Origin of the sequence: Acetobacterium sp., from assembly GCF_039830195.1 — a bacterium.
Taxonomy (GTDB): Bacteria; Bacillota; Clostridia; order Eubacteriales; family Eubacteriaceae; genus Acetobacterium.
The window spans coordinates 87,633-102,208 of sequence record NZ_JBDODG010000006.1; the positions used below are offsets into that span (position 1 = coordinate 87,633).

A 14,576-nucleotide genomic window follows, 5' to 3' on the forward strand; every position below is an offset into this window, starting at 1 on the left:
CACCTCACATTCTTTTTTCTATTCTATCACAATTTAAAAAAAAATTATGTTAAAACTCGTCGAAACTCTGATTTTTTTTCAATAAATCAGCTTGTCAGGGCAGTTATGATTTCAGCTCTTTCGCTTTTATGTTACAATGGTTAAAGATATCACATCAGGAGGAAAAATCTTTGCTTGGAACTATTATCAATGCTGCCGCTATTGTTGTTTGCGGCTTGATCGGACTTTTATTTAAACGGGCTTTGCCCCAACGTCTCTGTGAAACCATCACTCAGGGGTTGGGCCTGGGGGTCGTTGTCATCGGCATCACCATGACCATCGAAACTGAAAACATCATGCTGATGTTGCTGAGCCTATTGTTTGGCGGAATTCTGGGGGAACTGATTAATATTGAAAAACAGTTGAAACGCATCGGCGATACCCTGGAATCAAAGATGAAAAACAATAACAATAATATCTCCCAGGGTTTTGTCAGTGCTTCACTGCTTTTCTGTACCGGTTCCATGGCCATTATGGGAGCTCTGGAAAACGGACTAACCGGAACCTTTAGTATTCTTTTGAGCAAATCGCTTTTGGATGGAATTTTTTCGATGATTCTTTCATCGACTTTAGGCATTGGGGTTGTCTTTTCGGCTATTCCGGTGCTAATCTACCAGGGCAGTATTTCGCTTTTGGCTGGCTCAGTCAAAAGCCTGCTCTCGCCGGAAATGATCACCGAAATGAACGCCGTTGGCGGCGTTCTGATTATGGCCATTGGCATTAATATGCTGAAAATCAAAGAACTCAAGGTTGGCAATCTGCTACCAGCGGTTTTTATGCCCATTCTATTTATCTGGCTGATGGGGTTACTGGGACTTTAGAACAAACAAAAGCCGGCATTAAAGCCGGCTTGAGGTTGTCGCTAAACTACCGTACCGACCAATTGTTAATCTGTTGTTCGCCGCGGAATCGAACAGGCTCTGCCGTGTCCGCTCCGATGCGTACAACATGATGTAACAATTGTCGGTACTGGGTTATCTTTTTGACAGTCTGAAGCTGGCAATAATACCGGCTTCTATTTTACGATAATTGGAGTAATAAATAGATGTTAAATGTTAACCAAGCAGGCCACTACGATGAGCTTTGATGTAGCCGCCACAGTAATTATCCATACCCAGTAAGGCCCGGGAGGTGGCAATATCGGCCATGGTCTTATTGTTGGTTGGGTCCAGGACATAGCCGTCCATACCCAGGGTCATGGTCTCAACAACAAAGAGTCGATTCAGGATCGCCCGATTGGGCAACCCATAGGAAATATTACTGAGTCCACACATGAAATGCACATCGGGATAGTCAATTTTTATTTTCTTGATGGTTTCTAAAACTTCGATCCCAGCGGTACCCACACTGCTCACCGGTTTCACCAGTGGATCAAAATACATGTCATCATCTTTGACCCCCTCGTTGGCTAGTTTATCCTGGAGTTTATGGACAACCTTCATTCGGTCATCGGATGTAACCGGCATTCCGGTACTGTCCATGCAGAGTACCACAATTTTGGCATCGTATTTTTTAATCAGCGGCAACACCGAATCATAGCGCTCATCTTCATCCGAGATGGAATTAATCATCGGTCGGCCATACTTACAGAGGCTCAGACCCACATCCAGGGCGGTTGCGCTGGGACTGTCAATACACAACGGCACTTCTACCTCACTTTGAATGGTATTTACCAGCCATTCCATGGTTTCTTCCTCGTTATTGATCATGTTACCACAATTTACATCAATAAATGTAGCCCCAGCCTTAGCCTGACGGATAGCAAGATCAATGATCATTTCTTTATCCCGATTCTTAGCTGCTTCTTTGACAGCGGGTCGGCTGGTATTGATTAATTCACCTACAATTGTCAGCATGATTATTGTCTCCTTCTGTTTTTATGAATTCACGCACTCAATTCTTCTGGACTGCTCTGCTCACTCATCATTAGATCACATAATTCGACCGCTGTTGAAGCATCATCTGAGTAACCGTCTGCCCCGATATCATCAGCAAATTCCTGAGTAACCGGCGCGCCGCCGATAATAATTTTCACCTGATTTCTTACCCCATCTGCAACCAGTTGTTTAATAGTCGATTCAATCTTCATCATGGTCGTGGTCAGCAGCGATGACATTCCGACAATATTTGGTTTGTGCTCTTTAACGGCTGCCGAGAAAACTTCTTCCTTAACATCCACGCCCAGATCGATCACAGTATAGCCCCGGCTTTCCATCATCATTACCAGTAGATTTTTGCCAATATCATGTAAGTCCCCATTTACTGTTCCAATGATTATTTTTCCTTTACTGGGAATATCTTCGTCCGTTATCAAGGGTTTGACCAGCTTCATCCCTTCGTTCATGGTATCAGCCGATTCCATAACTTCCGGGACAAACATTTCGCCGCTTTTAAACAGTGGCGCCACAATGTTCATTCCGGCAATCAAACCATCATTGATAATCACTATCGGATCTGTACCATCATCAATCAACGCCTGAACCAGTACTTTAATTCCATCTAAGTCACCATCCAAAACACATTGGGATACATCATTTAAAGTTGCCATACTAAACCTCCTAAGTTTTATCTTGCTTTATTCTTATTTTATTTCCCGGTATCAATCACTCACACATAATTTCCAGTTTTTTATTGAATTACAAGCCGTACTCACTGGGAATAAACTTGTCCATATCCAAAACAGATTTCATTTCATTATAGAACTCATTGGGATCATCAGGAATCGTTTCAATTGCTTTTTCCATTTTATCCAACCACTTCATATCGCGTTTATCGCTTTTTACCTTGCCTTCGACAATTGCTTTTTTAAGTTCAGCTACTGTCAGTTGGGCTGCTAACTTGGTTCTCAAGAAATTATCCTGGGTTTTAACAAGCTCCGCACTGATCCGCATCACTACATCCGGTCGCAAAACATAAGCCTGAACATCTAATGCCGAGTCGGACTGAACCAGCAGATCTCGAAACATCAGTTGCTGTCCATTTAGGGTGGCCGCATTCATCAGCCGGCAGTCGTAGATCAGTTGTTCCATTGCCACCACCGGAGCCATTTCAGATAATAATTTGACTTGCTGAATCGATTCATTACTCCAGGTATCGGCAACGGCAGCGGCAATATTGCCGATCGGGCTCAAATGGGCACCCGCTGCCGTTTTTCCTTCCATCGAAATGGGACTGCCAGTGATAGCTTTGAGGTACGGTCCTTCATAAGCGCAATCTTTACTTGGTCCCACAGCACCCTGTTCAAAGGCTACCAATGCTCTTGGTACCGCTGTAACCCGAATAACGGCGGCAAATACGTGCGGGATAAAGCCTTTTTCAGCTAACACCATGGCTGTATTGGCAAAACCGCAGGCTGAATCTCCAGCGGCAAAACAACTATTGGCATTGGATAAGTTGACCAGGTGTTTCCATAAAAATTCCATGTCATTGCATCCTAGAATACCAAGTGCAAAAATAGCTAAACGAATGTCTGCCTTAACCAGAGCGCTGTCATGAATTTCCTTTCCGCCGGTTGATTCTATTGAGAAGAAATCGGAACCATCTCTGGCACATTGTTCATACAATTCCAGCATCGTTTCCCAGTATTTTCCGCTACGCATGACAGGTGGTCGGCTGAACTCTCGCAAATCGTTGGGAGTGGTTCGAATCGCTGTTTTTAAGCCATATTTTTCCGATGCTTCTTTCATACCATTTAAAAGAATTCGATTGACTTCAATTCCATATTTAGGGTGCTCGGTGAAGTCAGGCAGGGTTTCAAATTCGATCAAAACACCGGGTGCATAAAGTTCCGCGGCCCGCTTTAAAACCCCTTCAATAATGTTGGAATAGATCGTGGCTGCTTTTGGCATGGTCACATCGTTGATGTCCATACCTGGTAATGTGAAGTTTATTTCCGGATAGACCATCCCCCCACCGATCACCATGCCACTTTTCGTTGTAACTGGATTGGGACAGGAGCCATATACAAAATCATCCAAGTCCGTGTATGCTAATTGATTAAACTTCTTCGCCATTTTTTCCTCCTCGTTTTTAATTCTAGCCCCTGCAGGATTGCTAAAATTTATTTTATACTCTAATCATACGCCTGCTTTGTCAATGTGTCTTTAGACGTTTTTTGTGATATTTGGTATTATATTGCTTTTTTATTTTATTTAAAGCACAAAATAAGCATAGTCTATATTATTACTTGCAAATAATATAAACTATGCGTTTGCAGCTAACTATTTCAATGATGATGGCCATTACAGATCGGACAATCATTCCCATCGCCATGATGGTGATGATTGCTTTGCTGATTGTGCTTCGCATTGATTTGAATCTTGATCTCAGAATCACGTTTTATCATCATCTGGCATGATCGTTCAAGAAAAACCCGGCTTTCTTTTTCACTGATATTGGAAACCAGCGAGTTAATAATTACATTTATATCGAAAAGATCCTGATGCTTGCCATAAAGCTTACTGTTTATGGCATTTGAATTGCTGATACAGCTGTATTTAATAAAATCCTGTTCGTTGATCTGTGCCAGCGCTTTGATATGTCCAATCATCCGATCATCATTTTTACAAATGTGATTCACATAAAGATGTAATACATCATGAATCCGGGAGCGCCATTTTTCAACTGACAAAGCCTGGTTCGATGAAAACCGGACATTGAAAACAATCGGCAGAAATTCTTCCTGATACATTTGTTTACCTGCTTTCTTAAAAATATTGATGAAATTCCTGAACCAGCTCATCGTTTAGATCCATTTTAAATGTTTTTAACCCTGGTTTTGTTGCTTCTACCATCTTCACTGCTGCTTCAATTTCACTCTCCCTGACTTGGTCAAGCTTATTGATTACTACGCATCTAGCCAGATTAATCGAATCATTAAACAACTGCTTCATCCGTTTTTCATATAAGGCAATCCGGGTTGGATCGAAAATAAACACATTTTGAATCTCTTTTTCATGATACCCGCAATTTATAATGGCCGGATACAACGACGATGGATTGGCCATTCCCGAAGGTTCAAATAGAATATAATCCAGATCCACGTAGTCTTCCAGCAGATGATTGACGGTCGCTTCCAGTGTCACCTTCATGGTGCAGCAGACACAGCCGCCAAATAAATCCAGCACGTCGTAGCCCATCATCCGCATCTGCCGGTTATCAATACCCACTTCCCCGATCTCGTTAATGATAATCGCACATTTTTTATCAGCCGCTGATAGCATTTCTATGGTTTTAAGCAGCATCGTTGTTTTTCCCGAGCCCAGAAATCCCGAGAACAGTATTATTGGCGGCCGATCGTTTAATAATTCGCGGTTTTTACTACACATTAAAATACCCCGCTTTGTTTCCCAGCAATTGATTAACAATTTCAATTGCTCCAAAAACGTCTTTGCCAAAGCCATTTGCGCCGATCTCATCAACATAGTCCTGGGTGACCGGGCCACCACCAACGACAATTTTAACCCGGTCGCGGATCCCTTCGTTGACAATTGCTTGAATCACATGTTTCAACTCGCCAATGGTTGTGGTCAAAAGTGCTGACATCGCCAGAATATCCGGTTTATAGCGCTGGATAGCTGCTATAAATGATGAGGCTGGTACATCAATACCCAGGTCAATGACCTCATAGCCATCACCCTGTAGGGTCATCGATACCATATTCTTGCCAATATCATGCAGATCTCCGGCAACGGTACCAATAACGATCAGTCCTTTTTTTCGTTTGAGGTTAGATTCAACAAGTAGCGGTTTTAAGACATATAAGCTTGCATGCATCGCCCGGGAGGACATCAGTACATCGGGAATAAAGATATTACCATTTCTAAATTCTTTACCGATTTGTTCCATCATCGGAATCAGGGCGGTGGTAATAATCACATCGGCCGACATTCCCATCTTCAATGCCTGCTCGGTTGCGTTTTTGACTACTTCGGCATCACCATCATTTAAGCCGTCTTGAATATCTTTTAAATAACCATCCATCTTGATTTCTCCTTTTAGAGATTTTGCCTGAATTGTGTTGGGGTCATCCCCTCATTGCGACGAAAGACCTTCGAAAAGTAGGAGCCATCGCTATAACCCAGAAACATGGCAATTTCTTCAATCTTATAGCGAGGATTACTGAGCATTTTTTTCGCCTCATCCAGCTTGACCTTGGTGACATAATCCATCACCGTCATATTTTGGCTTTCTTTGAAAATTCTACTGACGTAAAACGGACTCAGATAAACCGAATCTGCGATCTCTTCCAGAGAACTGTTCTTAGTATAATTGTTTCGGATAAAGCCTTTGATGCCTTCCACTGCTGCCCGATTTTTAGATTTGCTGTGATGGTGAATTTCATCCAAATAGCGCTCCAGCAGGGAATTGGCAACAATATTAATTTCGCGGATACTATAACAGTTATTCAGTTCCTGTAACAAATTAGCATTGAAACCCATTGATTTTTCTATGTCAACCCCGGCTTCGACACAGGCTCGGGACATGACCACCACCAGTTCGTAAACCCGGCCCTTCATAATTAGAAGCTTTTCCCCGTCACAAGAAAAAATATCTGCCAGCATGACTTTAAAGAGTTTACGACATTCATCCAGATCACTAAGTTTGATTTTTCCGATCAGTGCTTTTTCTTTTTCTAAAAAGAAGTTAAGGCTCTGACTATTGAGTTTTTCTTCCAGATTCTTACGAGTTTGGATTTCTTCGTTTAAGAGGAGTTGCTGCAATTCAATTTCTTTCTTCTGGTGCAGGCTTTCCCCACCTGTTTTGATAATGTAGTTGGCAATCACATGAAGCAGTGATGCCGCCCCCTGAACCTTTTCGCCTGATACCACCTGAAGTTTCTTAGCAGCTTCGAACAGCGCTTTAAAATCGTCGGTTAAAAAACGATTCATTTCTTCCAATTCAATCCAAAAAAACTCTTCTGGCTCCCACATTAAAACCTGTCCGCAGATAATGGTTCCCAGGTGTTCTTCATCAAAAATAATGGGTGCAGCCCACTCAATCAACCCGGCCGGACAACGGAAAATATAGGGTTCATCAAAGATAGCAGCCTGTTTTCCGGCCCGGGCATATGCGCCCACACAGCGACTGATCCCCTTTTGTTTTTCCATTTTCCAGATCATGTGGCAAAATTCACAATTCTTTTGGGCATCTTTCCTGGAAAAGATCGAGTGTCCTTCCACATCTACGATGTTCGCGGTTAGTCCGGTTACATTGGTAAATGCATCTAATATTTTGATAATAATTTCTTTGTCCACCAGTTGGATTAAATGCGCCCGGCTCGAGATGCTCCCGCATTTTTTATTAGTAAACGTTTCGTTCACCATTTCCCCCCCTTTACGCAGTAGTTTGTAATCGTATATCGTTCTATCTATAATTAAGAGTATAACATTTATCAAACTAATAATAGGTACAATATTGCTATTTTAGGTATTTTTCTGTATGGCGTGTTTGATATTCAAAGAAATAGGCACAATATAAAAAAAAGTGTAAAAATTAAACCAAATTTGGTTTAATTTTTACACTTATGGAGCAACTTGTTATAATAATTCTTGACTTAGTTTAAACTTCTGTAAATGAGCTTTTATCAACACCACATTCTGGACATACCCAATCTTCCGGAATATCCGCAAAAGCAGTTCCTGCTGCTACCCCGTTGTCTGGATCCCCTAATTCCGGGTCATATACATAACCACAGATATCACATTCATATTTTTGCATTGCACTCTCCTTTTTTTAGTATGACTTATCTCTATTATAATCATTCTAACTATTATTTCAATGTTTTTTTGAATTATTCATTCATTTCATGTTTTTAATCTCCGAAAAATGGCTAAACTAAATGAAATGACAAAGATTTGCCGCACCAATCATACCTGACTCATTTCTAAAAGTAGCCAGAACAATTTCGGGCATGGCATAATCGGGATAGGTTAAATGGCTTTTAGTCTCAGTTTTGATCCGTTCCAGCAAAAATTCTCCGGCGCTGGACACACCCCCACCAATGGCGAAAATTTCGGGATCAATCAGATCACTAATGTTGGCAATAGCCCAGCCCAGGTATCGGGCCAGCCGATTAACTGCCGCTAGAGCCAGTGAATCGCCAGCTTTGGCAGCCTCAAAAATTCGTCTGGCATCAAAATTTTCAGCTGCTTTTAAATCTGATTCAGCGCCCTCAGCAAGCTGTTTACGACAGTAGCGGATCAGTGCTGTTGCTGAAGCAAAGGTCTCCAAACAGCCATTTTTTCCGCAACCACAATCATAAAAATTTGCTTCCATGATCATGTGGCCAACTTCTGAGGCCACCCCATGGGCACCGGAAATAACCTGATCATTAATGATCACGCCACCGCCCACTCCGGTACCCAGGGTCAGCATCACCGAGCTGCTTCGACCCCGGGTGCTTCCAAAAGCTGCTTCGGCAATACAGGCAGCCGTAGCATCATTAACCAACAGTACCTCAAGCGACAGCGCTCTTTCAAGATCCTGTTTTAAAGGTTTATTCTTCCAAAAGAGGTTAGGACAGGAAACAACCGTTGTACCATCTGCCGAGAGGATTCCGGGAATCCCGACTCCCACCGTTTTTTCTGTCGGCGCTAGCCGGTGCAGTTCTTTAATTAACAAAACCAGATCGTTTAGCACCTGACCATAACCCAATTGGCTTTGGGTTTCTACCATCCGTTCTTCCTGTATGACGCCCAAATGATCAACGATACCGCCTTTGATGGCGGTGCCACCTAAATCGATGCCTATTCCCATCCTTGTCCTCCTATTTCCTAGCTAATCGCCGTAGTGGATAAGCCAGCCATGGAATTGAGGCTGATCAATGATACTCCCAGGCTGAGTCCGGCTGACACCACTTCCAGCCCGATCACTGTAATCGCAGTTTTTTTGTAGCTCACGCCGTAGACGATGGCCAGACCAATAATGGTCAGAACAAGCTGCCAGATGTTAAAGACACTGAATATTCCCCCCAAAAAGGCTATCCAATCCATTTCATAAACCTTGGTCATGTCGATCGGTTTTTGAAAGAAAATATTGAGAATAGTCTGGAATATTTTAGGGAAATAGCTCAGTCCCACCACGTATACGGCAGTTTTAAAAGAGCCTTCACCACCCATTTTCTTTAACACCAGGTTAAAGATGGCAGCCTTTACCACCATGGCAACAGCCAAACCGATCGTGCCGAAAATAATCGCACTTACGATACTAATCGTTTTAACCATGCCCAACTGATCCGCAGGAAGATCCATGCTAGTGGCAGTATTACCAGCGATCACACCGGTCAATCCTCCGATGATTACAATAATCAAAATCGGGATTAGAAGCGACCGTTTTTCTTTTTCAGCAACCTGTTTAAAAAATTTAACAGGGTTAATTAATAGGTATAAATAGTTCATCCTTACTCCTTCGCATTTTAATTTTTTGAACAGTTTCGGCAACTGATCATTCACTCATTTAAAATTGCCTCCACTGTTATTTTTATTCTAAATTTCATTTTTAATAATCGCTTTTTTAACTTGATATTGTCGCGACGCCTTATCATTCGCTGCGGATCGCATCCAATGAACTCAGATTGGCAGCTTTAATGGCCGGACGAACCCCGGACAAAAGTCCCACCAGGGCTGAAAAAAACAAGGCAAAAATAACCAGACCCGGGGTAATAAAGGAAATCGTTACGCCACCTTCACCGCCGATAAAAAAGCCGGCAATTAGATTGATCAGCACCGAAAGCACCAGGCTGATGATAATCCCCACCAGGCCACCGATCAGTCCAATCATCGTCGATTCGGCAATAAACATGTTGCGGATGTCCGATATGGACGCACCGATGACCTTCATGATCCCAATTTCTTTGGTTCGCTCATAAATAGACATGGTCATGGTATTGACAATGCCGATACAGGCAACCAGTAGAGCCACTCCACCGATACCGCCCAGAAGAATCTGCAACATCTGGAATACCGAACCCATGGAATCAAGAATCTGCTGCATCGAAAAGACCGTAAATTCCATCGCCTCAACCTCAGTGGTGACATCATTAACCACCGAAGAATCCTCGACAGTCACCAATGCCTGGGTATAGCCCTGCTTCTTGACATTGGCTTTTCTGCCGGTCTGCCATTCGTTGAGCTCTGTCACCAGATTATAGTCAGCAATGATGGAGTAATCCTCATTTCCGCCGGTTGCTTCCAGCACACCAGTCACCTTCAGCTTCTGGGTCTTCATTTCTTCTTCGCCATTGGCATTGGTGCGTTTGATGGTCATGGTTATGTTCTGGCCAATCAGATCTTCGGGTTTAACTTCACTAGCTTCAAGCTGGGTCGAAGCACCAGTATAGGTAAAGCTGGTTAAAACATCCTTGCCGAGGATGACACTGTTTTCATCATTGGCTCCAGGCTTTTTTCCGCTGGTCGTTACATAGCGCATGTCTTCCAACACACCATAGTCCACCCCCATCAAGGAAACCCCGTACTGCTCGCGGTCAATCTCGATCTCGCCACCATTAAGATTCACCACGGGGGTGACCGCTACAACCCCATCTATTTTCTTCAGATCTTTTATGGCATCCTCATTAAGAATCGGTTTATCATCCGTTTTTCCGCCACCCATGGAGGTCATCCCCATCGAGGAGAGATCCTGATAAACTTGCAGAGTGGTCACTGAACCGATCCCCGAAAGCTCATCAGTGATGCTTTTCTGAGCCCCATTTCCAATCGAAACCATCACGATAATGGACGAAGTTCCAATGACTACACCGATAATGGTGAGAATGGTTCGAAATTTCATGCGCCAGAGATTCTCCCAGGATAATCGCAGGAGTTCTTGCTTATTCACACCCGCACCCCTCTAAGCGCCAATGCCAAAGACTACTCTGAGAAATTTCTGAAAAATGTTTTCTTCTCCAGATTCGGCCGTCGGCGTGGTGGCTTCCTCAGAAACAATGGTAATAGCTTTTTCAATCGCCCGCTCGTTATTGAAACTGTCCATGTATTTCACGGTTATTTTTCCCGGAAATTCACCAGGTTCAGCGGTGGTGACATCAGCTGAAAAATTATCATTATCATCCTTTTCAAAGGTACCATAATATTGATAGTTTTTGGTAAAGTCCACCCCATCAGCAGCCACACTAACCTGCACCCCACGTACCGGATTGGAACCAAAATTGGCAATTTCAAACTCAATCGGTGTAATGCCTTTGTCATTTTCGGTTAAAACAAATCGATCTGGTGCAATAATCGACAATGACTCGCTTTCATTAATCACAATACCCACGGTTTCGGTAAAGTTGTAGACGCTTCCACCACTACTTTCACAATTAAGCTGTAGGTTCAAGTTATAGTTTTTAGCTTCGGCATTGGGAGAAGTAACCATTGGAATATCGATGGTGGTACTTTCCGCCGAAAGAATCTCTTCCCGATAAAAATGGCTGCCGCTGCCGACCATCGAAAATACCCCCAGATCTGTGGCGCCTGACTGGGATAATACATCCAGGGTCACGTTATGGGCATCGTAGTCACCATGATTTGTCAGGGTAACCACCAGTTTAAATTCCTTACCAGGTGATACTGTCACCGGATTGAAGGTGACTGAGCTGATCTGAAGCAAGGGTTGTTCCGGTGCCGCCAGGACTGCTGGTGTAAGACATAATGATAGCAATATTGCCACCAACAGAGCTGATATTACGGATTTTGTCTTGATTGCGATTTTTGTTCTCTCTTTCATAATTTCTCCATTTCTTTGAGTTTCGATCCTCGCCAAAGCTTCTGATCAAAGCTTATTGATTGACTTCAGATTCGATCAGGCCATCCCGCATATGAATAACTTTGGTGCAGTATTTAGTCGTATCTGGATCATGGGTAACAATGACAAAGGTCTGATTTTCGTCCCGGTTGAGTCGATAAATCATTTCCATAATATCGGCACTTGTTTTTGAATCCAGATTCCCGGTGGGCTCATCGGCTAAAATAATCTCCGGATGGTTCACCAGCGCCCTGGCAATACTCACCCGTTGTTGCTGTCCCCCCGATAGTTCGCTGGGCTTATGCCCCATTCGATCGACCAGTCCCACCACTTCCAGGGCTTCAATTGCCCGTTCTTTGCGGATTTCTTTTTTGACACCAGCAAAGGTCAGGGCCAGGGCAACGTTTTCCATGGCGGTCATGGTTGAGATCAGATTATAGGACTGGAAAATAAAACCGAGGTGCTCGCGTCTGAACAGACAAAGTTCATTCTCTGTCATTTCACTGATCCGATAATCCCGAATCCTAATATCCCCGGAGGTGGGCGGTACTAATCCCCCCAGCACGTTCAAAAAGGTGGATTTACCTGATCCCGAAGGACCAAGCAGGGCCACCATTTCCCCTTGTTCAATATCCAGATTGATTCCCTTGAGAATATTAATGTCTTCTTTCCCCAACTTGAAATCTTTGTGTAAATCTCTGACTTGAATAAAAATTTCGATCGACCCCCTTTCTTTTTGATCTGTGGTTTCAACCAATCAATTGCTGATTATTATAACACAAATCAACAACAATTATTCCAGATTTAAACGATTTTTCATAATCGTCTGGGTCACGTAATAGAAACCAATTCCTAACACCACATTGAGTGCGGTTGTCCCATTTATAAACCAGTGAATAGTTGTCATGGCCTCACTGCCATTTAGCACCATGTTTTCCAGATTGCCGATGGCCAAACCCGCCATCGCAATCGACATAATAATCTGAATCGCAATGGTTATAACGATATAGGCGCCAAAGGCTGCAATAATCCGGTGTTGACTAAACAATTGACCAATGGTAATAGCGACGTAAATCATCAGAATCGATGAAATTGCATCAGCAAGGAAAAATATTGCCAGTTCAGCCATAAAGAGATTAAGCTCCGTTCCCGTTTGCAGGTAGAACATCGAATAAGCCGAACGTATTGTCTGCGACAGTTCCATCATTGAAAAATAGCCCAGCGAGAAAATGAAAAAAGTCAGGACAATCATTACTGTACAGACTGCCGACCAGATCATCCCCACCAGTAACTTGGATAAAACTAGCTCCCAGGTTTTTACCGGTAAACTGAACATCAGATAGCCCTCATCGGTAAATAAATTTTTATAAAAACGTTGAATGATCATCACCAGAGTCATCACACAAATCCCTACAATCAACACAAAATAGAGGATAAAGCTGATTCCTAAAACAATCTCGGCAATTTTGTTATTTGACGCTGCCTCTGAAAAGAAATCCGGTGCGCCGATAGCCATTACCAATTTGGTAAAAATTGTTAAAATCAACAAAGCACCGTATAGGGGCAGAAAAATTCGACTGGTGGCCCTGATTTCATGTTTGATCAGTTTTCCTAACATTTGAACACCTCCCTAAATAATCCATCCACCGACTTGTTATGAGTTTCCCGTATCTCATCGACACTGGAACTCAGCACCAGTTCACCCTGATTAATAAAAACAATATCATCCAGAATCTGTTCGATATCCGCAATCAGATGGGTGGAAATAATTACTGCTGCATCTTCTTTATAATTGGTGATGATGGTATTTAGAATATAATCCCGAGCCGCCGGATCAACCCCGCCAATAGGCTCATCGAGGAGATATAGCTGGGCTTGACGACTCATCACCAGAATTAGCTGTACCTTTTCTTTAGTACCTTTGGACATGGTTTTAAGGCGGTCATCAGGATTGATATTCAGATCTTTAAGCATATTTTCTGCTTTAATGCAATTGAAATCCTCATAAAAATCCTCAAAAAAAGCAATGATCTCACTGACTCGCATCCAATCATTGAGATAGGTGCGCTCAGACAAATATGAAACCTTTGCTTTGGTATCAACTCCCGGAGCCTTACCATCGATGGTAATTTCACCATCTGTTGGCACCAGCAAACCGGCTGCCAGCTTGATAAAAGTACTTTTGCCACTACCGTTGGGCCCCAGTAACCCAATGATCCGTCCGCGAGGTATTTCCAAATTGATGCTGGAAAGGGCTGTTTTTTTGCCATAGCTTTTAGTCAGATTGTTAGTGTTTAATATGGTCATTTTCTTTTTCCCCTTCCTCAATTTTTTCCATCAACACCAATATTTCATTTCGACCTATGCCCAACTTTTTCATTTTTTCTAGAAATGCGCCAATTTCCTGGACTGCCAAGTTTTTTTTCGCTTCTTCTATCACTTTCAAATCCTCCGTAATAAATCTGCCACTGGTTCTTTGTGCAAAAACGAGTTCCATTCTTTCCAGTTCTGCCAATGCTTTCTGCATGGTATTGGGGTTCACTCCGGCATCCATTGCCATCTCTCTCACTGATTCTAGTTTATCTCCCGGGGTGTAAACACCGGAGATGATTCTGAGCTCTATCTGTTCCACCAACTGTTTATAGATGGGGCGATCGGAATCGATGTACCATTTCATTGCGGTCCTCCTTTGTATTATTGTATTACTTGATTAATACAATAATACTATTTGATTTAATTGTCAAGCGTTATTAATCAAAATGACAAAAAAAGAACCCTGAAGGGGTTCATATGTC

At 42.8% G+C, this 14,576-nt stretch carries 17 protein-coding genes; 1 reads left to right on the plus strand and 16 read right to left on the minus strand.

Annotation, left to right across the window (positions count from 1 at the left end; genetic code table 11):
* Window positions 1-170: 170 nt before the first annotated feature.
* Window positions 171-860, plus strand: a complete 690-nt coding sequence (locus tag ABGU93_RS01590) for a DUF554 domain-containing protein (protein WP_347411755.1) — start codon at window positions 171-173, stop codon at window positions 858-860.
* A 234-nt stretch (window positions 861-1,094) separates the two neighbouring features.
* Here ABGU93_RS01590 and ABGU93_RS01595 read toward each other — a convergent pair whose 3' ends face one another.
* From ABGU93_RS01595 to ABGU93_RS01670, 16 genes are all read right to left on the minus strand, one after another.
* Window positions 1,095-1,892 (minus strand): methyltetrahydrofolate cobalamin methyltransferase, encoded by a 798-nt coding sequence (locus ABGU93_RS01595; RefSeq protein ID WP_347411914.1) that lies wholly within the window; start codon window positions 1,890-1,892, stop codon window positions 1,095-1,097.
* 32 nt (window positions 1,893-1,924) lie between these two features.
* Entirely contained in the window at window positions 1,925-2,587 is a 663-nt protein-coding gene (locus ABGU93_RS01600) for a corrinoid protein (RefSeq protein ID WP_347411756.1), read from the minus strand.
* Window positions 2,588-2,675: 88 nt separating this feature from the next.
* Window positions 2,676-4,052: a methyltransferase MtaB domain-containing protein gene (locus ABGU93_RS01605; RefSeq protein ID WP_347411757.1), complete on the minus strand. Its 1,377-nt coding sequence runs from the start codon at window positions 4,050-4,052 to the stop codon at window positions 2,676-2,678.
* Between the two features lie 212 nt (window positions 4,053-4,264).
* On the minus strand, window positions 4,265-4,729 hold the full coding sequence (locus tag ABGU93_RS01610; RefSeq protein ID WP_347411758.1) for a hypothetical protein: 465 nt from the start codon (window positions 4,727-4,729) through the stop codon (window positions 4,265-4,267).
* A 16-nt stretch (window positions 4,730-4,745) separates the two neighbouring features.
* Entirely contained in the window at window positions 4,746-5,366 is a 621-nt protein-coding gene (locus ABGU93_RS01615; protein ID WP_347411759.1) for a GTP-binding protein, read from the minus strand.
* Complete coding sequence (locus ABGU93_RS01620; protein ID WP_347411760.1) at window positions 5,359-6,021, minus strand: corrinoid protein; 663 nt, start codon at window positions 6,019-6,021, stop codon at window positions 5,359-5,361. Before ABGU93_RS01620 ends, ABGU93_RS01615 begins: the two co-directional genes overlap by 8 nt.
* A 14-nt stretch (window positions 6,022-6,035) precedes the next feature.
* Window positions 6,036-7,364 (minus strand): PocR ligand-binding domain-containing protein, encoded by a 1,329-nt coding sequence (locus ABGU93_RS01625; protein WP_347411761.1) that lies wholly within the window; start codon window positions 7,362-7,364, stop codon window positions 6,036-6,038.
* A 235-nt stretch (window positions 7,365-7,599) separates the two neighbouring features.
* Window positions 7,600-7,758 (minus strand): rubredoxin, encoded by a 159-nt coding sequence (gene rd, locus ABGU93_RS01630; RefSeq protein ID WP_347411762.1) that lies wholly within the window; start codon window positions 7,756-7,758, stop codon window positions 7,600-7,602.
* A 117-nt stretch (window positions 7,759-7,875) separates the two neighbouring features.
* The gene (locus ABGU93_RS01635; RefSeq protein ID WP_347411763.1) at window positions 7,876-8,796 is read right to left on the minus strand and encodes an ROK family protein; all 921 of its coding nucleotides are present in this window, start codon (window positions 8,794-8,796) and stop codon (window positions 7,876-7,878) included.
* Between the two features lie 17 nt (window positions 8,797-8,813).
* Window positions 8,814-9,437: a Yip1 family protein gene (locus ABGU93_RS01640; protein ID WP_347411764.1), complete on the minus strand. Its 624-nt coding sequence runs from the start codon at window positions 9,435-9,437 to the stop codon at window positions 8,814-8,816.
* 142 nt (window positions 9,438-9,579) lie between these two features.
* Window positions 9,580-10,875, minus strand: a complete 1,296-nt coding sequence (locus tag ABGU93_RS01645; RefSeq protein ID WP_347411765.1) for an ABC transporter permease — start codon at window positions 10,873-10,875, stop codon at window positions 9,580-9,582.
* Between the two features lie 12 nt (window positions 10,876-10,887).
* Complete coding sequence (locus tag ABGU93_RS01650; protein ID WP_347411766.1) at window positions 10,888-11,763, minus strand: hypothetical protein; 876 nt, start codon at window positions 11,761-11,763, stop codon at window positions 10,888-10,890.
* Window positions 11,764-11,815: 52 nt separating this feature from the next.
* Window positions 11,816-12,496 (minus strand): ABC transporter ATP-binding protein, encoded by a 681-nt coding sequence (locus tag ABGU93_RS01655; protein ID WP_347411915.1) that lies wholly within the window; start codon window positions 12,494-12,496, stop codon window positions 11,816-11,818.
* A gap of 78 nt (window positions 12,497-12,574) precedes the next feature.
* Complete coding sequence (locus ABGU93_RS01660; protein WP_347411767.1) at window positions 12,575-13,399, minus strand: ABC transporter permease; 825 nt, start codon at window positions 13,397-13,399, stop codon at window positions 12,575-12,577.
* Entirely contained in the window at window positions 13,393-14,088 is a 696-nt protein-coding gene (locus tag ABGU93_RS01665) for an ABC transporter ATP-binding protein (protein WP_347411768.1), read from the minus strand. The genes ABGU93_RS01660 and ABGU93_RS01665 overlap by 7 nt, the downstream gene beginning before the upstream one ends.
* Entirely contained in the window at window positions 14,069-14,458 is a 390-nt protein-coding gene (locus ABGU93_RS01670; RefSeq protein ID WP_347411769.1) for a GntR family transcriptional regulator, read from the minus strand. Before ABGU93_RS01670 ends, ABGU93_RS01665 begins: the two co-directional genes overlap by 20 nt.
* Window positions 14,459-14,576 lie beyond the last annotated feature (118 nt).

Bases quoted from the DNA above. Each gene is read 5' to 3' on its own strand.
- ABGU93_RS01600 (WP_347411756.1), bottom strand. From the start codon at position 2,587: ATGGCAACTTTAAATGATGTATCCCAATGTGTTTTGGATGGTGACTTA.
- ABGU93_RS01605 (WP_347411757.1), bottom strand. From the start codon at position 4,052: ATGGCGAAGAAGTTTAATCAATTAGCATACACGGACTTGGATGATTTT.
- ABGU93_RS01610 (WP_347411758.1), bottom strand. From the start codon at position 4,729: ATGTATCAGGAAGAATTTCTGCCGATTGTTTTCAATGTCCGGTTTTCA.
- ABGU93_RS01615 (WP_347411759.1), bottom strand. From the start codon at position 5,366: ATGTGTAGTAAAAACCGCGAATTATTAAACGATCGGCCGCCAATAATA.
- ABGU93_RS01620 (WP_347411760.1), bottom strand. From the start codon at position 6,021: ATGGATGGTTATTTAAAAGATATTCAAGACGGCTTAAATGATGGTGAT.
- ABGU93_RS01625 (WP_347411761.1), bottom strand. From the start codon at position 7,364: ATGGTGAACGAAACGTTTACTAATAAAAAATGCGGGAGCATCTCGAGC.
- rd (WP_347411762.1), bottom strand. From the start codon at position 7,758: ATGCAAAAATATGAATGTGATATCTGTGGTTATGTATATGACCCGGAA.
- ABGU93_RS01635 (WP_347411763.1), bottom strand. From the start codon at position 8,796: ATGGGAATAGGCATCGATTTAGGTGGCACCGCCATCAAAGGCGGTATC.
- ABGU93_RS01640 (WP_347411764.1), bottom strand. From the start codon at position 9,437: ATGAACTATTTATACCTATTAATTAACCCTGTTAAATTTTTTAAACAG.
- ABGU93_RS01650 (WP_347411766.1), bottom strand. From the start codon at position 11,763: ATGAAAGAGAGAACAAAAATCGCAATCAAGACAAAATCCGTAATATCA.
- ABGU93_RS01660 (WP_347411767.1), bottom strand. From the start codon at position 13,399: ATGTTAGGAAAACTGATCAAACATGAAATCAGGGCCACCAGTCGAATT.
- ABGU93_RS01665 (WP_347411768.1), bottom strand. From the start codon at position 14,088: ATGACCATATTAAACACTAACAATCTGACTAAAAGCTATGGCAAAAAA.
- ABGU93_RS01670 (WP_347411769.1), bottom strand. From the start codon at position 14,458: ATGAAATGGTACATCGATTCCGATCGCCCCATCTATAAACAGTTGGTG.